This window comes from Vibrio sp. 10N.247.311.14, from assembly GCF_041467715.1.
Classification (GTDB): Bacteria; Pseudomonadota; Gammaproteobacteria; order Enterobacterales; family Vibrionaceae; genus Vibrio; species Vibrio crassostreae_C.
In genome coordinates, this window is the sequence record NZ_JBFSVE010000002.1 from 89,244 (window position 1) to 108,871 (window position 19,628).

The 19,628-nt window shown below is 43.6% G+C and carries 14 protein-coding genes and 1 pseudogene; 11 read left to right on the forward strand and 4 right to left on the reverse strand.

The features are described 5' to 3' along the window. Positions 1–10: 10 nt before the first annotated feature. Together AB6F11_RS01550 and AB6F11_RS01555 are read right to left on the reverse strand one after the other, a co-directional pair. Positions 11–781: an ABC transporter substrate-binding protein gene (locus AB6F11_RS01550; protein WP_017062125.1), complete on the reverse strand. Its 771-nt coding sequence runs from the start codon at positions 779–781 to the stop codon at positions 11–13. A 137-nt stretch (positions 782–918) separates the two neighbouring features. Continuing rightward, positions 919–1,689: an ABC transporter ATP-binding protein gene (locus tag AB6F11_RS01555; protein ID WP_004736532.1), complete on the reverse strand. Its 771-nt coding sequence runs from the start codon at positions 1,687–1,689 to the stop codon at positions 919–921. A 799-nt stretch (positions 1,690–2,488) separates the two neighbouring features. On the opposite strand from AB6F11_RS01555, the gene AB6F11_RS01560 reads away from it, so the two are divergent. The 5 genes from AB6F11_RS01560 to AB6F11_RS01580 all read left to right on the forward strand — a co-directional run bounded on the left by AB6F11_RS01560 (position 2,489) and on the right by AB6F11_RS01580 (position 9,430). Then, entirely contained in the window at positions 2,489–4,030 is a 1,542-nt protein-coding gene (locus AB6F11_RS01560; protein WP_104216117.1) for a DUF3360 family protein, read from the forward strand. Between the two features lie 307 nt (positions 4,031–4,337). Then, on the forward strand, positions 4,338–6,614 hold the full coding sequence (gene pflB / locus AB6F11_RS01565; protein WP_102427865.1) for a formate C-acetyltransferase: 2,277 nt from the start codon (positions 4,338–4,340) through the stop codon (positions 6,612–6,614). A gap of 200 nt (positions 6,615–6,814) precedes the next feature. Next, positions 6,815–7,804 carry a lipid A deacylase LpxR family protein gene (locus tag AB6F11_RS01570; protein WP_102332498.1) on the forward strand — a complete coding sequence of 330 codons (990 nt, stop codon included), beginning with the start codon at positions 6,815–6,817 and terminating at the stop codon, positions 7,802–7,804. Between the two features lie 164 nt (positions 7,805–7,968). After that, on the forward strand, positions 7,969–8,709 hold the full coding sequence (pflA, locus tag AB6F11_RS01575) for a pyruvate formate lyase 1-activating protein (RefSeq protein ID WP_010437353.1): 741 nt from the start codon (positions 7,969–7,971) through the stop codon (positions 8,707–8,709). 220 nt (positions 8,710–8,929) lie between these two features. Continuing rightward, positions 8,930–9,430: a YfbU family protein gene (locus tag AB6F11_RS01580; protein WP_017066932.1), complete on the forward strand. Its 501-nt coding sequence runs from the start codon at positions 8,930–8,932 to the stop codon at positions 9,428–9,430. A 108-nt stretch (positions 9,431–9,538) separates the two neighbouring features. On the opposite strand, the pseudogene AB6F11_RS01585 reads toward AB6F11_RS01580, so the two are convergent. After that, positions 9,539–9,679, reverse strand: a pseudogene (locus AB6F11_RS01585) (MipA/OmpV family protein); the annotation flags it as partial. Positions 9,680–10,057: 378 nt separating this feature from the next. Between AB6F11_RS01585 and AB6F11_RS01590 the strand changes: the two are divergent. From AB6F11_RS01590 to AB6F11_RS01600, 3 genes are all read left to right on the forward strand, one after another. After that, positions 10,058–11,992, forward strand: a complete 1,935-nt coding sequence (locus AB6F11_RS01590; protein WP_017062132.1) for a PrkA family serine protein kinase — start codon at positions 10,058–10,060, stop codon at positions 11,990–11,992. 127 nt (positions 11,993–12,119) lie between these two features. Continuing rightward, positions 12,120–13,391, forward strand: a complete 1,272-nt coding sequence (locus AB6F11_RS01595) for a YeaH/YhbH family protein (RefSeq protein ID WP_017062133.1) — start codon at positions 12,120–12,122, stop codon at positions 13,389–13,391. Positions 13,392–13,402: 11 nt separating this feature from the next. Beyond that, positions 13,403–14,965, forward strand: coding sequence for a SpoVR family protein (locus AB6F11_RS01600; protein ID WP_017062134.1), 1,563 nt, complete (start codon positions 13,403–13,405; stop codon positions 14,963–14,965). Between the two features lie 209 nt (positions 14,966–15,174). On the opposite strand, the gene sohB is transcribed toward AB6F11_RS01600, so the two are convergent. After that, complete coding sequence (gene sohB / locus AB6F11_RS01605; RefSeq protein ID WP_009849001.1) at positions 15,175–16,236, reverse strand: protease SohB; 1,062 nt, start codon at positions 16,234–16,236, stop codon at positions 15,175–15,177. Between the two features lie 143 nt (positions 16,237–16,379). Between sohB and AB6F11_RS01610 the strand changes: the two genes are divergently transcribed. From AB6F11_RS01610 to AB6F11_RS01620, 3 genes are all read left to right on the forward strand, one after another. Beyond that, on the forward strand, positions 16,380–17,120 hold the full coding sequence (locus AB6F11_RS01610) for a YciK family oxidoreductase (protein ID WP_017062135.1): 741 nt from the start codon (positions 16,380–16,382) through the stop codon (positions 17,118–17,120). A 317-nt stretch (positions 17,121–17,437) separates the two neighbouring features. Continuing rightward, positions 17,438–18,145 carry a translesion DNA synthesis-associated protein ImuA gene (imuA, locus tag AB6F11_RS01615; RefSeq protein WP_017063488.1) on the forward strand — a complete coding sequence of 236 codons (708 nt, stop codon included), beginning with the start codon at positions 17,438–17,440 and terminating at the stop codon, positions 18,143–18,145. A 3-nt stretch (positions 18,146–18,148) separates the two neighbouring features. After that, complete coding sequence (locus AB6F11_RS01620) at positions 18,149–19,618, forward strand: DNA polymerase Y family protein (RefSeq protein WP_102393538.1); 1,470 nt, start codon at positions 18,149–18,151, stop codon at positions 19,616–19,618. Positions 19,619–19,628 lie beyond the last annotated feature (10 nt).

A 19,628-nucleotide genomic window follows, 5' to 3' on the forward strand; every position in this document is an offset into this window, starting at 1 on the left:
ACGCTAAAGATTACTGACCGTATACGTCGTAGTTGAAGTATTTAGCCGCGATATCTTGGTAGATGCCTTTTTCACGTAGTGAAAGGATTGCCGCATCTAATTGCTTAGTCAGATCTTTGTCTTGCTTACGAACAGCAATACCCATACCTTCACCGAACCACTTAGGATCCGTTAGAGAGGGGCCAACAAACTCGTAGTCTTCACCACCAGCTTTGTTCAGCACGCCTTCTTCTAGAGCAGATGCATCACCTAGTACAGCAGCAACACGACCGTTTGCTAGATCAAGGTAAGCTTCGTCGAATGAACCGTAACGAACGATCTCTACTGTATCGCCGTAGTTGTCTGTTAGGTATTTATCGTGAGTTGTTGCACGTTGAACTGCAATCTTTTGACCGCTTAGATCATCAAAGTTAAGGCCTGCACCTTTCTTAGCGATGAACTTGTTTGGGATAAGTGCGTATTTACCAGTGAAGTCGATTTTTTTCTTACGCTCTTCCGTGATAGACATTGCCGCGATGATCGCATCATATTTACGAGCAAGTAGAGAAGGAATGATACCATCCCAGTCTTGTGCAACGATCTTACACTGCACCTGCATTTCAGTACAAAGTGCGTTAGCCATATCGACATCGAAGCCTTTCAGTGACCCGTCAGCTTCTGTCCAGCTAAATGGAGGGTAAGCACCTTCAATACCAAAGCGTACTGTTTTCCATTCTTTTGCTTGAGCTACGCCCGTTGCAGCAGTTGCAGCAAGTGCCGCGACTAATAACCACTTTTTCATATCCCTACTCCTGTGATTTAGGTTTTTATGTTTTGCTAGTTTTAATATTGTGTTTGTTGTTGCTTATTAACTTACTTGTTGTGTTTTATTGTTCACACCGTCGCTGTTTACCGTTGGCAACGGCGTTTCAATTCTGATTAGTAAATCGATGAGATAAATTGTTGTAAACGTTCAGATTCAGGTTCCGTAAACAGTTTAGCTGGATCGCCCTGTTCTTCCACTAGACCTTGGTGCAGGAACATCACATGGTTTGATACGTCACGAGCAAAAGCCATTTCATGTGTTACCACAAGCATGGTTCTTCCTTCTTCTGCTAGATCTCGCATTACACCGAGTACTTCCCCTACTAACTCAGGGTCAAGTGCTGATGTTGGCTCATCAAACAGCATCACTTCCGGATCAACCGCTAACGCTCGAGCAATTGCCGCTCGTTGTTGTTGTCCACCGGATAAATGACCTGGGTAGTAATCTTTGCGCTCATACAAGCCTACTTTTTTAAGTAGTAGTTCTGCATTTTCAATCGCTTGAGCTTTAGGTACACCTAATACGTGAACGGGTGCTTCGATAACATTTTCGAGAACGGTCAGGTGAGACCAAAGATTGAAGCCTTGAAAAACCATCGCTAAGCGTGAACGGATACGCTGTACTTGTTTTTCGTTGGCAGGAACAGATACGCCTTGGCGGTTGTTTTTCATTTGAATTAATTCGCCATTAACCCAAATCTCGCCTGCAGTTGGTGTCTCTAAAAGGTTGATACATCTAAGGAAAGTACTTTTACCCGACCCTGAAGATCCGATAATCGATACAACATCGCCTTTATGCGCAGAAAGTGAAATTCCCTTTAAAACTTCATTTTGACCAAACGTTTTGTGTAGATCCTTTATGTCCAGCGCTGGTACATCTTTCATGCGCTTTCTCTCCCAAGTTTGTGAAAATGCAAGGTACTCCGACCTTTTCATGCGATACAAACTAGCACCACACGAAACAACATGCAACAAATTATTAACCTGATAAATTGGAATAAATAGCGATTCACTCTGACTTATTATGCAAAAGGTAGCGTTTTCGCCTCAATTTAATGAATGAGTTCTATCAATAAGCTGCAATTACACCCCTTACATTGTTTAAATAAAGTTAATCAAAATGAGATTCACGTAGCTTGATGTCTCACAAGAAAAACAAGTTTTGTGAACTTAGATACGCCGAGATCTGCAAAATATAATCTGCACGCTCAACACTACATACACACCGTAAGGCACAATTATTTTAAGGTTATTACATTGTAAGCATTTCACTCGGAACAGTTGGGAAGCAAGTAATAGTGAAATAACTCAGTAAGAATTGAGTATTGAACTCGAGCCATGACGACAAAGGCTCGAAGAAGATAGGTAAACGTCAATTTGTGAAAACTAATTACACGATTCATCAATGGGAAGTTAATGAATCGCTGCGTTTTGTAGCTTTCTTTCACATATACTCATAAAGTGATCAAGATCAATCACCCTAAAGGGTAAGCTTGTTAGACTCCTCAGCAAAGAATAAGGCATTAAAAATGCCAAACATTTCTTTTAACTTAGCTGCATAAAGCACAGCAAAACCGTGCAACATAATGTTAATGAGTTATAACTAAGAAATAACGCAATTACGCAATTACGCGAACTTATAGAATTCAATTTTAGAATTACTAACAAAAAATATGAGGAATCTATGTCAGACGTTGTCAATAATGCGAACTCTGAAGTAGAAGAGAAAAGCTATAAAGAGCTACACCGTCCTGCTTCTGAATTTGAGAGCCGCTCAGATTATCTAGATCACGAACTTCAAATCATGAAGCCTCGCCGCTTCGGTTTAAACCTTCCAGGTCGTGACTTCCGCTTTGAACTTGAAGATCTTGTTCCTGCACTTGCTGGTACTATTGGTATCATTGCGATGTACTCTGCAGTAATGATGTCGTGGGCTGATGGCCTAACTCAAGCTTGGGATCACGTAAACCTAGGTAAAGACTTCGCAATTGAAGTCGCTCGTGTAGAAATGCTTATTCCTGCACTACTGTTTTGTATCCTTGCTTCTGGTTTCTTTAACCCTAAAGCAAACCTTGCCGGCAACCACGGCCCAATGATCCCTCTTATCGGTACCATCGCTCTCGCTGGTGCTCACCCTCTTGCATTGGCCATCCTGATCGGTGTGTTCGGTCTCATCCTAAGTTTCCTAAAAGGCGGATCTAAACTTGTTAACCTAACTTCTGAAGGTACAGCAGGTGGCTTGCTCATATTCTTAGGCTTAACCGGTACCATGAGCCAAATCAACTCAATTCAAGCATGGGCGGTTGGTCTTCAATCTTCTACTGTTGAAGCGGGTAGCATGGGTTACGTGGGTCTTATCGTTCTTGCTATTACTATTGCTATCTACGCTTTCTTAGCAAAAGTGAACAAGCGTTGGTTAGCTATCCCTGTTTGTGCATTCACAGGCCTTGCTATTGCATTAGTTCTAGGTGCTGGTTTCGACATCGTATTCGAAACTGAAATGGGTATTCCAAACCTAAACCCAGTTTACTGGTGGGGTTCTACTTCTGAAGGTTGGATGCTTGGCTTGCCAAACGTTGAACACTTCATCGCATCTCTACCATTTGCAATCCTTGCTGTAGCAATGTGGTCTCCTGACTTCCTAGGTCACCGTATCTTCCAAGAACTGAACTACCCTAAACGCTCTGAAAAAGTTCTGATGGATGTTGATGACACAATGACTATGTGTTCTGTTCGTCAAATGGTAGGTACTGCAGTTGGTGGTGGTAACATCACATCTTCTTGGGGTACTTACATGATCCCAGCAGCAATCGCGAAACGTCCAATTCCTGGCGGCGCAATCTTGCTTGGTTCTCTATGTATTATTGTTGCGATTCTTGGTTTCCCGATGGACGTAGCAGTATGGCCACCAGTGATGCGTGTTGCGCTACTTGTAGGTGTATCTCTACCTCTACTTGAAGCAGGTATGCAAATGGTTAAGGATTCAAAAGATTCTCAAGCGGCTGGTATCTGTATCTTTGGTTCAGCGGTTGTTAACCCAGTATTAGCATGGGCACTAACTATGCTTCTTGATAATAATGGTCTAATTGGTGATAAAGAGCGTGCAAAGCGTCTATCATTTGTAGATAAGATTGTTATCCCTGTTGGCGTTTTAGTTATCTGTCTAGTGGCAATGCTTGCAGTTGGTATGCTAGAAGGTCAGTATGGTCTAAAAGCTTGGCTATAATAGTCCTTACTACACAAAAGTAGTATTAGGATTAAAAAAAAGTTTGGGTGGCAACCCCTGCCACTCAAATTTTTTCAACTTTTTTTGGCATTTATTGATTTACTTTAAGGTTTGCAGAAATTTTTTAGCGTAGTCTTGAATACATAGAGTAAAGACAACATATAAAAGGTAGTGACAATATATATAACCATATGATGCTTATATGCTCATATATATTGTTATTAATAAGAGTGTACTACCCTTACGAGGGGCGCTGGCTCAACAGTGTTAATGTACGTATTTTTTCTACTAAAAAGGTAGGTATGTCATGGCAGAGCAATTTGCTAAAGCTTGGGAAGATTTTGCTGCAGGTGAGTGGCAAAGCGAAGTAAACGTTCGTGATTTCATTCAAAAGAACTACACGCCGTATGAAGGCGACGAGTCTTTCCTAGTTTCTGAGGGTACTGAAGCAACTAACAAGCTTTGGTCTTCGGTAATGGAAGGTATCAAACAGGAAAACGCAACTAAAGCACCTGTAGATTTCGATACTTCTGTTATCTCTACCATTACTGCTCACGATGCAGGTTACATTGAGAAAGATCTTGAGACTATCGTTGGTCTACAAACTGAGAAGCCACTAAAACGTGCAATCATCCCTAACGGTGGTGTGCGTATGGTTGAAGGTTCTTGTAAAGCATACGGTGAAACTCTTGACCCAATGGTTTCAAAAATCTACTCAGAATACCGCAAAACACACAATGCTGGCGTTTTCGATATCTACACTCCTGATATCCTAAAATGTCGTAAGTCTGGTGTTCTGACTGGTCTTCCTGATGCTTACGGCCGTGGTCGTATCATTGGTGACTACCGTCGTGTTGCACTTTACGGTATTGATTTCCTAATGAAAGACAAAGCGGCTCAATTCGCTTCTCTACAAGAGCGTTTCGAGAACGGCGAAGATCTTTCTGCAACAATGCAATTGCGTGAAGAGATCTCTGAGCAACATCGTGCTCTAGGTCAAATCAAGCAAATGGCTGAGAAATACGGTTTCGATATCTCTGAGCCAGCTCAAACAGCTCAAGAAGCTATCCAGTGGACTTACTTCGGCTACCTAGCTGCTGTTAAATCTCAAAACGGTGCTGCAATGTCTCTAGGTCGTACTTCGACTTTCCTAGACATCTACATCGAGCGTGATATCGCTGCTGGCAAGATCACTGAAGAACAAGCACAAGAAATGATCGACCACTTCGTAATGAAACTGCGTATGGTTCGTTTCCTACGTACTCCTGAGTACGATGAGCTGTTCTCTGGCGACCCAATCTGGGCAACAGAGTCTATGGGTGGTATGGGTATCGACGGTCGTACGCTAGTAACGCGTTCGAACTTCCGTTTCCTAAACTCTCTATACACTATGGGTCCTTCTCCAGAGCCAAACATCACTGTTCTTTGGTCTGAGCAACTACCTGACGGCTTCAAGCGTTTCTGTGCGAAGGTATCTATCGATACTTCTTCTATCCAGTACGAAAATGATGACCTAATGCGTCCTGACCTAGAGTCTGATGATTACGCTATCGCTTGTTGTGTATCTCCAATGATCGTTGGTAAGCAAATGCAGTTCTTCGGTGCTCGTGCTAACCTTGCGAAAACAATGCTTTACGCAATCAACGGCGGTGTGGACGAGAAACTTAAGATGCAAGTTGGTCCTGTTTCAGACAAGATCACTGACGAAGTTCTTAACTACGATGACGTAATGGGTCGCCTAGACACATTCATGGACTGGTTAGCTAAGCAATACGTGACTGCACTAAACAGCATTCACTACATGCACGACAAGTACAGCTACGAAGCGTCTCTAATGGCTCTTCATGACCGTGACGTTCGTCGTACTATGGCTTGTGGTATCGCTGGTCTATCTGTTGCAGCTGACTCACTATCTGCAATCAAGTTCGCGACTGTTAAACCAATCCGTGACGAAGATGGCATCGCAACTGACTTCGAAATCGAAGGCGATTACCCTAAATACGGTAACAACGACTCTCGTGTAGATGATATTGCTTGTGAACTAGTTTCTACGTTCATGAACAAGATCCGTAAGCTTAAGACTTACCGTAACTCTATCCCTACACAGTCAGTTCTTACTATCACGTCTAACGTTGTATACGGTAAGAAAACTGGTAACACTCCAGACGGTCGTCGTGCTGGCGCTCCTTTCGCTCCTGGTGCAAACCCAATGCACGGTCGTGATGAGAAAGGTGCTGTAGCATCACTAACGTCTGTAGGTAAACTACCGTTTGCTGACGCACAAGATGGTATCTCTTACACGTTCTCTATCGTGCCAAACGCACTAGGTAAAGAACAAGACAGCCAACGTGCTAACCTTGCAGGCCTAATGGATGGTTACTTCCACCACGAAGCTGGCATTGAAGGTGGTCAACACCTTAACGTTAACGTTCTTAACCGCGAAACTCTTGAAGACGCAGTTAAGCACCCTGAGAAATACCCTCAGCTAACAATCCGTGTATCTGGTTACGCTGTTCGCTTTAACTCTCTAACTGCAGAGCAACAAGCTGACGTAATCGCACGTACATTTACTGAGTCTCTATAAGCTCACGCTCAATAGACAGTAAATAATATTAGCCTCGCCAATGTGCGGGGCTTTTTTATATCTGAAATAAATCGCACTACACTCACCTATCCCGCGAAATGTTAGGTTGAGCAAAAAAGCACCCTGCCATTCACTTTTTTTCCACAAATTCTGTCAAATTACGGTAATATCGCGGTTCATAATTTAAGAGTAACTGCTCCATGAAATACCTGCGTTGTTTACCCCTGATTCTTCTCTCTTTCTCATCTTTAGCCTCTGAGCGTTCTACGTTAACTTTTGCTTTAGATAATGATGGTATTTTTGGTGTCGACCAAGACTATACCAACGGCTTATTTCTGGGTTACACATCATCAAGTATTACGCCATATAACTGGGTAAAACCATTGAGTCTTTCCTACTGGGGCGCAAGCTCTCTAGACAAGTGGGAAATCACCATTGGCCACAAGATGTATACGCCTTCTGACATTGAGTTAGAAACGCCATCGCCTAATGATCGCCCATACGCAGGTTACCTTCACACTGAATTCAATTACATCAGCTTAAACCCACAGCAAGCCCAGCGTTTTAATATCACGTTTGGTACTACGGGCGAACGTGCACTGTCTGAAGATGCTCAAAAGCTGGTTCACTCGATCACAAAATCAGATGAGCCGATGGGTTGGGAATACCAAGTTGATGATGAGTGGGCGGGAAGCGTTGGTTACCTAAGCCATTTCAACCTAATGCGTAATCAAGCTCTTGCGAATACTGACTACGAAATCTCTAACGTTTCTGAAATCAACGTCGGTAACTTTAGAAGTGATATCTCGACTGGTTTTATGTTCCGTTGGGGTACGGACTTAGGCGGTAACTTTGGTGCAGCTAACATCACCACAGAAAACCCATTCAAACCTGGCATGATCGGCGCATCAAACGCTGGTTGGTTTACCTATGCCGGCCTTGAAGGTCGCTACCGATTCAACGACCTGACTATCGAAGGCGATCGTTCTGAAATCGAAGATAATTGGCCGAATCCAGAACAATACGATGTGACTTTAGAGAACATTCAGGCTACTGCTGTGCTTGGTGTGGCTTGGTATAACCAATACGTTGGTGCATCTTTCGCGCTAACAGCAAAAACACCGGATTACGAAGAAGCGAAAGAGTCAGTGTACACCACTGGCGGTATCACAATGTTTGCTTTCTTCTAGCCACCAGTAAGGGCTTTCGTCCTTTACTTTTCAAGTTTAATAAAGGCAATCATCTTCACAGGTGGTTGCCTTTATTTTTAAAGGTCTCGTTACCATTTGACCCTATTTTATGTACCGTTTTTGTAATAAAATAAACGGTATAAATTCCTCTACGAGAATAGCTCATGTCTACAACTGGTCGCATTCACTCATTCGAATCTTGTGGTACTGTCGATGGCCCTGGTATCCGCTTTATTGTGTTTCTTCAAGGCTGCTTAATGCGTTGTATGTACTGTCATAACCGTGATACATGGGATCTTCATGACGGAAAGGAAGTAACGGTCGAAGAGATCATCAACGAAGCAAAATCATACCGTCATTTCATGAAAGCATCGGGCGGTGGTATCACCTGTTCTGGTGGTGAAGCGATGCTACAACCTGAGTTTGTTCGTGACTTTTTCCGCGCAGCTCAAGCTGAAGGCATCCACACTTGTCTTGATACTAATGGCTACATTCGTAAGCACACTGAAGTGGTTGATGAAGTCCTAGAAGCCTCTGATCTAGTTATGTTGGATCTTAAGCACATGCGAGATGAGATTCACCACGATTTCATTGGTGTATCAAACAGACGTACTCTGGATTTCGCACGCTACTTACACAAAATCGGTAAGAAGACGTGGATTCGTTATGTGATTGTCCCTGGCTACACGGACACACCTGAAGATGCTCATCTGCTAGGCGAATTCATCAAAGACATGGATAACATCGAGAAAGTAGAACTGCTTCCATACCATAAGCTTGGTGCACATAAGTGGGAAGCACTTGGTTTTGACTACCCTCTTGAAGGTACAAACCCGCCAAGCAAAGAGAAAATGGACGAGATTGTTGCTGTTCTTAGCCAGTACCATTCAAACGTAAAATACTAATCTAGACTGACGTTCATAGTGATTTCAAGCGCCTCAATTTCGATTGGGGCGTTTTCTTTTCGAGCCAAACAATCCTTTCACTTTTCTTTACAACTTTTGTTTATCAATTCAAAAAATCATATTAAATCCGTGTTGAGATCATGTTTCCACTCGTAGGAATGCTGTTACTCTTACTGCAACAAAAGAATACAACATTTAGTTTTTTAGTGAGGCTCCTCCCATGGAAATGACCAATGCTCAGCGTCTAATTCTATCAAATCAATACTACCTAATGTCTCAAATGGATCCTGAGAACTCCGCTAAATACCAACGTCTACAAACGATTGTAGAACGTGGTTACGAACTCCAAATGCGTGAGCTTAACAAAGAGTTTGGTTGTTTGACTGAAGCAGAATGTCGCGAAATTATCGACATCATGGAGATGTACCATGCAATGCAAGAGTCGAACAAAATGCTTGCAGAGCAAGAGCGTGCTGAAGTAGACCAACGTCGCCTGCAGTTCTTAGGTTTTGATATCGCTTCTGAAGCGCAGATCGTACACTACGTGCGTTTCCTTGTTGATTCTGAAGGTCTTTACCCTCAATTCGACAAAGCCGATCACCACTTCAATAGCCAGATGCCAATGCTAGAGAAGTACCGTCGCATGCTAACAACATGGCGCAACTGCCCTCGTCAGTACCACCTATGTGCGACAGAGCTATCTCAAATCTTTAGCGCTTAATTCGTTAATAGATCAGCGATAACTTTTAAAAAGTTTCAAGAAAAAGGGTTACTCATCATGAGTAACCCTTTTTTTAATGTTCGCACACAAAGAGAAAAACCAAAGCAACTAGAAAACGTAAGCAACACCAACGTTCGCGGCCATGTTGATACCACTTTCAAGTATTGGGCTATTCTCTATATCACCTTCAAGGTTGGTATAACGAACGCCACCAGTTACTCGAACATTTGGCGCAACATGCAGATAGCCACTATTTTGAACCCATTATTCTTCACTACATCTACCTATTTATTGAGCAATTTTTGATAACTTCGCGCATTATATGGTACTCCATTCCAAAAATCAATAGAGCCCAGTTATACATCTAATGCACATAAATCCATTGTGAGTATTGTTAAGCGACCTAAAATCTCAAAACAAACGGCCAGATCCCCTCGAATGTAAAATAATTTGATTCTACGCGCCTCAAGTTGCCTATTGCGCTCGCCACGTTTTTCACACGCAAAATTGTAAATAAATACATAATTGTTAAGCAAAATTGTGGAAGCGGTCTAACCTTAAAATGTAGGGAGAGCCTATTTTTCAATCGCTCGTCAGTTTTGACTGGTTAACAAGGGGAATGTGACTATGAGTATCTTTGACCACTATCAATCACGTTATGAAGCAGCCAAGGAAGAAGAGCTGACATTGCAGGAGTTCTTAGGGCTGTGTAAAGACGATAAAAGTGCTTACGCTAATGCTGCCGAGCGCTTATTACTAGCCATTGGCGAACCAGAGGTTATTGACACTGCTCAAGACCCTCAACTGAGTCGTATTTTCTCGAACCGTGTCATCTCACGCTACAGCGAATTTAAAGATTTCTACGGTATGGAAGATGCGATTGAACAGATTGTTTCTTACTTAAAACATGCTGCGCAAGGTTTAGAAGAACGTAAACAAATCCTTTACCTACTTGGCCCTGTGGGCGGTGGTAAATCTTCTCTCGCTGAAAAACTCAAAGCCCTGATGCAGAAACTACCAATCTATGTATTGTCTGCTGACGGTGAACGAAGCCCAGTAAACGATCACCCATTCTGTCTATTCGACGTTAACGAAGACGGCGACTTATTGAAGAATGAATATGGCATTGAGAAACGCTATCTTCGCTCAATTATGTCTCCGTGGGCAGCAAAACGTCTGCACGATTTTGGCGGTGATATTTCCAAATTCAAAGTCATCAAACTGCGCCCTTCTATTCTCGATCAAGTTGCGATCGCGAAAACGGAGCCAGGTGATGAAAACAACCAAGATATCTCGTCTCTGGTTGGTAAAGTTGATATTCGTAAACTTGAACACTTCTCTCAAGATGATCCTGATGCCTACAGCTACTCTGGTGCGCTTTGTAAAGCCAACCAAGGTGTGATGGAATTCGTGGAGATGTTCAAAGCGCCAATCAAAGTATTACACCCTCTACTTACGGCAACACAAGAAGGTAACTTCAACGGTACCGAAGGGCTTTCTGCACTGCCATTTGACGGTATGATTCTCGCTCACTCGAACGAATCTGAGTGGCAGACCTTCCGTAACAACAAAAACAACGAAGCATTCCTCGACCGTGTGTACATTGTAAAAGTCCCTTACTGTCTGCGTGTGTCTGAAGAAGTTAAGATCTACAAGAAACTGCTTGAGCATAGTGAGCTATCCCAAGCGCCTTGCTCACCAAGCACACTCGATCTGCTATCGCAATTCAGCATTCTTTCGAGACTAAAAGAGCCTGAAAACTCATCTCTATTCTCTAAGATGCGTGTTTACGATGGTGAGACTCTAAAAGACACCGATCCAAAAGCGAAGAGCTACCAAGAGTACCGAGATTATGCTGGCGTTGACGAAGGCATGTCTGGGCTATCAACGCGTTTCGCCTTTAAGATCCTGTCTCGTGTGTTTAACTTCGACCAAGCCGAAGTGGCCGCGAACCCAGTGCACCTGTTCTACGTTATTGAGCAGCAAATCGAACGGGAGCAGTTCCCTCAAGAGACCGCCGAGAAGTACCTAGAGTTCTTGAAAGGATACCTAGTGCCACGCTACGTAGAGTTCATCGGTAAAGAAATTCAAACCGCTTATCTAGAGTCTTACTCTGAGTACGGTCAGAATATCTTCGACCGCTATGTCACCTACGCAGATTTCTGGATTCAAGACCAAGAGTACCGCGACCCAGAAACAGGCCAACTATTTGACCGTGCTTCTCTGAATGGTGAACTAGAGAAAATCGAGAAGACAGCCGGTATCAGTAACCCTAAAGACTTCCGAAATGAGATTGTGAACTTTGTGCTTCGTGCCAAAGCCAACAATAACGGTCAAAACCCAGTGTGGACGAGCTACGAGAAACTGCGCACTGTGATTGAGAAGAAAATGTTCTCTAACACAGAAGAGCTACTTCCTGTTATTTCGTTCAATGCTAAGACCTCAACGGATGATCAGAAAAAACATGACGACTTCGTTGCTCGTATGATGGAAAAAGGCTACACCGAGAAGCAAGTGAGACTGCTATCTGAGTGGTACCTAAGAGTTCGTAAATCCTCATAACTAAACGGTATTGAGCTGCTCAACTGAGCAGCTCGTATAAACCAATAACTTTTATACCTTAGTAAATCAATAACTCTTATACCCAAATAAAAAGTAGGATCGCGACATCAGCTGAGAGGGAGTTCTTATGGCACAATTTATCGATCGGAGGCTCAATGGCAAAAATAAGAGTGCTGTGAATAGACAGCGTTTCTTACGACGCCATAAAGAGCAAATCAAAGAATCTGTGGCCGATGCAGTTAACCGACGCTCAATCACCAATACAGAAACAGGTGAAGACGTCACTATTCCCCATAAAGACATCAAAGAGCCGAACTTTCACCAAGGTCAAGGCGGCGTAAGAGAGCGCGTTCACCCAGGTAATGATCAGTTCATCACTGGCGATAAAATCGAACGCCCTAAAGGTGGTGGTCAAGGTGGTGGCTCAGGCCAAGGCGACGCAAGCCCTGATGGCGAAGGCCAAGATGAATTTACCTTCCAAATTTCAAAAGATGAGTATCTTGATATTCTCTTTGAAGATTTAGCTCTACCTAATCTAGAGAAAAATCAGGTCAACAAAATCACCGAATGGAAAACTCACCGCTCTGGTTACCAAAGCGCGGGGATTCCATCCAACATCGCTATCGTTCGTTCACTACAGCAATCTCTGGCTCGTAGAACCGCGATGACAGCAGGTAAAAAGCGCGAGCTTAACCTACTGATGGAACAGCTTGACCAAGTTAAAATGACGGAGCCGGCACAACCTTTTGAGGAAGGTCGCCTCAAAGAAGAGATTGCCGAGTTACGTAAAAAGATTGAAAGCGTGCCGTTCATTGACACCTTCGACTTACGTTTTAAAAACTACGAGAAGCGCCCTATTCCATCTAGCCAAGCCGTGATGTTCTGTCTAATGGATGTATCGGGCTCTATGGATCAGGCCACAAAAGATATTGCGAAGCGCTTTTATGTTCTTCTGTATCTGTTCTTAAATCGCACCTACGAAAACGTCGATGTTGTGTTTATTCGTCACCATACTCAGGCTAAAGAGGTCGACGAACATGAGTTTTTCTACTCACAAGAAACGGGTGGCACCATTGTTTCAAGCGCACTGAAACTGATGAAGGAAATTGTCGCAGACCGCTACCCTGCTAATGAGTGGAACATCTATGCAGCACAAGCCTCTGATGGCGATAACTGGGCTGATGACTCTCCTCGCTGTAAAGAGTTACTGGTCAATACGCTTCTGCCAACTTGCCAATATTACTCTTACATCGAAATTACACGCCGCTCTCATCAAACACTTTGGCACGAATACGAAAAACTCGAGAGTAGCTTTGACAACTTCGCCATGAAAAACATTAAAACGGTGGATGATATTTTTCCTGTGTTTAGAGAACTGTTCCAGAAAGAGACAGCGTAAGGGAGTTTGCCATGACAGCGAAATCAAACGTTGCAGAGAAAAACAAAGCTGCAAAAAAGAAAAACGACAAGATGCTGCCTGATGGTCCAGATTGGACGTTCAACCTCTTGGAGAAATACCACGTAGAAATCAAACGTGTTGCGCAGCATTACCGTTTAGATACTTACCCAAACCAGATTGAAGTGATTACTTCAGAACAGATGATGGATGCCTACTCGAGCATTGGTATGCCTATCAATTACAACCACTGGTCTTTTGGTAAGAAATTCATTCAAACCGAGCAAAACTACAAGCATGGCCAAATGGGCTTGGCATACGAAATCGTAATCAACTCCGATCCTTGTATCGCTTACCTGATGGAAGAGAACACGGTCACAATGCAGGCGCTGGTAATGGCTCACGCTTGTTATGGCCACAACTCTTTCTTTAAAGGCAACTACCTGTTCCAAACATGGACCGATGCCAGTTCCATCATCGATTACTTGTTGTTTGCTAAGAAGTACATCAGTGGTTGTGAAGAGAAATATGGTGTTGCTGAAGTCGAGCAGCTCCTTGATTCTTGTCACGCACTGATGAATTACGGCGTAGACCGATACAAACGCCCTGAGAAGATTTCCATTGCAGAAGAGACAGCAAGACAAGAAGAACGCGAAGCTTATCTGCAATCTCAAGTGAATGAGCTATGGCGAACCGTTCCTCAAAATAAAAGTAAGGAAGAAGAGACCAAGATCCGCTTTCCTAGCGAGCCTCAAGAAAACATTCTCTACTTTATCGAGAAGAACGCACCACTGCTTGAACCTTGGCAACGAGAGTGTGTTCGCATCGTTCGCAAAGTGAGCCAATACTTCTACCCTCAAAAACAAACTCAAGTGATGAACGAAGGCTGGGCAACCTTCTGGCATTACACCATTCTTAACCACCTTTACGACGAAGGCTTGGTGAGTGATAAGTTCATCTTAGAATTCCTACACAGCCATACCAGTGTCGTCGCACAACCTGCCTACAACAGTCCTTATTTCAGCGGGATAAACCCTTATGCGCTTGGCTTTGCGATGTTTAGAGACATCCGACGCATCTGTGAAGAGCCAACCGATGAAGATAGAGAGTGGTTCCCTGAGTTAGCCGGAAGTGATTGGTTAGAAGCGGTGCACTTTGCGATGCACAACTTCAAAGATGAAAGTTTCATCAGCCAATACCTTTCTCCAAAAATCATTCGAGACTTTAAGCTGTTCTCTGTACTCGACGACGACCGTAAAAATACCATTGAGGTGAGTGCTATTCATGATGATCCGGGCTATCGCCTGATTCGTGAGAAGCTTGCGGCGCAATACAACCTAAGTAACCTTGAACCAAACATTCAGGTGTTTAATGTCGATGTTCGTGGTGACCGCTCAATGACATTGCAATATGTGCCTCATGACCGTATCCCACTTGATAAAGGCTACGACGAAGTGATGAAGCATCTCTATCGCTTGTGGGGCTTTGATGTAATTTTGGAAGAGCTCAAAGATACGGGTCATAGAGAGATTCTGACTACTTGTCCAAAGCGTAATGATTATGGAGCCAAGATTTAATATCAATCACAGTAAGCTAGTGCTTGGTATAAAACTCCGCTCCCCCTACAACATAGTGGTCACCCGCTCGGAAGTGGAGCAATAAAAAAACGCATAAGTCTGATGACTTATGCGCTTTCTTTTTAAGGCTCAAACGTCTGTAAATGAACGTAAGGCACCAAGCCTAGAACTAGAACTAGAACTAGAACTAGAACTAGAACTCAATAAGCTTAAACAATCGGCTTTTGACCGCGTTCAATCAGCTTCATCAGCACGCTGTCTGCAGATTTACCTGCCACGCCCGCTAGTTTGTCTGAAAGCTTTTTCTTCTGTACATAGTGGATCGCTAGAACCGTTTTGTCCTTACATGCCGCTACGACTAAGTCATCAGAAGTGCTGATCTCATCCACCAGTCCAAGTTCATGTGCTTGTGTACCAAACCAGTGTTCACCCGTTGCTACTTTTTCAAGATCTAACGCAGGACGATGGTCACGGATGAAGTCTTTGAATAGGCCATGTGTCTCTTCTAGCTCTTCTTTAAACTTCTCACGTGCTTTATCGCTGTTCTCACCAAACATAGTAAGCGTGCGTTTGTACTCACCCGCCGTTAGCTGCTCGAACTCAATATCGTGCTTTTTAAGTAGTTTGTTGAAGTTTGGCAGTTGAGCGATAACACCAATAGAGCCAACAATAGCAAACGGTGCAGATACAATTTTGTCTGCGATACATGCCATCATGTAACCGCCGCTTGCCGCCACTTTGTCTACCGAGATAGTCAGAGGCAAACCTGCCGCTTTGATACGATCAAGTTGAGAAGACGCTAAACCATAGCCGTGAACCATGCCACCGCCAGACTCAAGTTTCAGCAATACTTCATCACCTTCACGAGCCACAGCCAGAACCGCCGTTACCTCTTCACGTAATGAAGCCACTTCTTTCGCATCAATGCTGCCGTTAAAATCAAGAACGAATAGATGTGGTTCACGCTTACTATCAAGCTCACCCTCTTTCGCTGCTTTCTTCACTTCTTTACCGCGTGATTTTACTTTCTCTTTTTCCGCTTTCTTTTCTGCTTTATCACGGGCTTTGATGAAAGCATCATCGTGTAGATGGTGCTCTAGTTGTTCAATCGTCTGTTTATGATGTTCAGATAGGTTCGTGATTTCCAGCTCACCTTTAATCGCGCTTGATTTTCCACCCACAGATTTAGCAATGACTAAAATTGCAATGATGGCGATTACAACGGTCGCAATCTTGGCTAAAAACAAGCCGTAGTCCAACAAAAATTCCAATGTCATATCCCCTATTGTATGAATTAGTGTATTGTAACCATCTTGTCACGATTACCAAGAATTTCTCATCATTCCTGCGGTTATCTGTGTGATTAAACATCAATGGAATGACGAACATAATAAAAGAAAGAAGGATAAGCACAGTGGATTACCCAATCTCTACAGATGCCCTCAAAGATAAAGTAATTTTGGTTACAGGTGCCGGTGCTGGCATTGGTCGCCAAGCTGCACTAAGCTTCGCTCAACATGGCGCAACTGTCATTCTGTTAGGCCGCAATGTTAAAAACCTAGAATTCATTTACGATGAAATCGAAAGCGCTGGTTACCCGCAGCCTGCAATTATCCCATTGGATTTAAAAGGTGCGACAAAGCAGAACTACGTTGATATGGCTGAAACCATTCAATCACAGTTCGGTCGTTTAGACGGCCTACTTCATAATGCTGGCGTTCTTGGCACTCTGAGCCCGTTTGAGCAGATTGATGAAGAAACCTTTGATGATGTTATGCAGATCAATGTGAAGTCTGAGTTCTTGATGACTCAAGCTCTGCTACCTGCACTTAAAAAAGCAGAAGCAGGTCGTATCGTATTTACCTCTTCAACGGTTGGTCACTCTGGCCGTGCATTCTGGGGCACTTACGCAATTTCTAAGTTTGCTACCGAAGGTATGATGCAGATCCTAGCGGACGAGCTTGAAGACACGAACATCCGTGTTAACGCAATCAATCCAGGCGGCACTCAAACACGTATGCGTGCAAAAGCGTACCCAGGAGAAGATGCGAATAAGCTAAAAACGCCACTCGACATCATCCCACTGTACCTACACTTAATGAACCCAAGTGTGACAGACATTAATGGCCAATGTATCGATGCTCAACCTAAGTAACTGATATCATTGACCAATAGTAAAAAGTCGCTTCCATAGCGGCTTTTTTTGTATCTAAATCAATCAACTAACACTGATACCAATCGTAGTAAATAACTGGTCATCCTAGCTTGTTAAAACACTCGATAACGGCGTTAGAAATTTTGATTGTAGAATAACTACTTATCGAAAATTTCTGCCTTGTTCTCAAGCATTTTTCCTGCGCTATTTATGATCACTTACTTACTGTGATTGGTATTATTCCCCTAATTTTCGTCATTTTGCTTTGCATCTTTTCCATTGTTAAATATACTGTATAAATATACAGGTATTTAATTATGCATGAACTAATAAAAAACTTACAAGACCGCCAGCTAATCTGGAAAGGGTTACAATCAACAACGCAAGGAAGCACCACTTCAACAGGCTATCCTCAACTGGATAAACAGCTTGATGGCGGCTTCCCGACGCACGGCGTTATTGAAGTTGAATCACAACAAGGGATCGGCGAGCTTCGCCTACTGACGCCCTATTTATCTCAACAAAACTCGCAAAAACTGGCCATATTCATTAACCCGCCAGGGAAGATCTGTGCTGAGTTTTTTAACAGCCAAGGCATTGAATTAGAAAACATTCTCGTTATCCAGCCTCAACGCGATCTCGATGCGTTGTGGGCAGCTGAGCAGTGCCTCAAAAGCGGCGCTTGTCACTCTGTATTGCTATGGGGAGCCGATCTAGAAATACACCAAACAAAGCGCCTACAAGCAGCCAGTGAAACCGGTAAGTGCCTGCAGTTTCACTTTAAAGCCACCAGCCATAATCAATTATCCCTGCCCGTTTCCTTAAGCATGAAACTCTCTTCTCACGCGCAGGGATTAAAGGTTGAAGTGACTAAGAGAAAAGGCAGCTGGTCGTATGGCAGCTTTATTCTAGACATGACACACTACTGGCCGTTACTCACAGAGAAAGTCGTTTATGAAGACAATTCAGACCGCGCTTTGTCTGGTAACACTGTGCTGGCTTTTCCTATTGCGAAGCAAGGCTAACGTATGTTGTGGCTTTATCTGCACTTTCCATCTCTGCAGTTGGATACCTTGTTTAACTCTAATGAATTGGGTTCGAGCGAAGACTCACGCGAACAACCTATTATCATCGTGGATGAAAAAGATCACCATGTACTGCAAGCAAACCCAGCTGCGCTGCAATCGGGAATTTCGCTTGGTATGGGCTTAGGGTCTGCAGCAGCTTTGTGCCACAACTTACACGTCCACCCTTACAGTATTGAACTGGAGAAAAGTAAGCTTAAAGAGATCGCTCAATGGGCGTATTTGGTCACTTCCGACATGGCGTTATTGCCACCTAATGGTTTGTTGATTAAAGCCTCTAACATGCTGTCACTTTACGACGGGCTAGATAACTACTGGCATGAGCTCAAAAGCCACTTAGAAACGCTCAATATCCAGTTCAGCTTCGCTACGGGTTATTCGCCGCTTTCTGCGATCCTTTTGGGTAAGCAAGCGATCAACCAAGCAACAAACAATATTGAGCAGATGAAAACTTGGGTCAATCAACAAGCATTGAATTCCAGTGAGCTACCGACCAAGCAAGTTGAACGCCTGAACCGTGTCGGTATCAACATCGTTGAAGATCTATTAAAGCTGCCTTTGCAAGAGGTCGCACGCCGCTTTGATATCGACTTGGTCAATTATGTCGGTCGCCTAAACGGCCAGTTCAAGCACCCAATTGATTTCTATCACCCACCAGAGAATTTCCAGCAATATTTGGAGCTGTTGTTTGATATTGAAAACATCCTATTTATCGAAAAGCCGTTGCTGAAATTACTGAATCAACTCGAGTGTTTTTTGAAGCTACGCGATCGAGTGGCTTTCGAGTTAACTCTGACTTTACACCTAAGAGATAAAGACGATCACCCTGTCTCTTTTTATTCGGCACAAGGTGATTACCTTGCTGAAAAATGGGCGAACCTTACTCATCTCACCTTAGAGTCACTCAAGCTCACCGCACCGGTTCAAGGACTGACCCTCAGCTTGGTTCGTCATGGAGAACCCCAAATGGCCTACCATGATCTTTTTGATGGTAATACCGGAACACTTGCCGCGTTAGATTTGCTCTCACTACTGCAAGCAAAGCTTGGACAAGCCTGTATTCAAACACCAAAAATACAGCACGACCCAAGGCCAGAAAAGGCCAATCAGTATTCGCTCCCAACACTGAGTAAGTCTGTGACAAAAAGGCAAACACCCCCAGAGAGCGAGCAACAAACCATAGCTCTCAGCGTCGTTCAACAGCGGCTCAGGCCCAGTATTTTACTGCCAGAGCCCGAAGCCTTAACCGAAAGCGTCACCTTATCTCAAGGCCCAGAGCGCATTGTGTCTGGCTGGTGGGACGGAGAGAAGGTCATTCGTGACTACTTTATTGCTCACAGCGAAAACGGTCGGTGGCTCTGGATATTTAGAACGCCAGATAAACAGTGGTTTTTGCACGGCTTATTTAGCTAGTCGGTAAGAA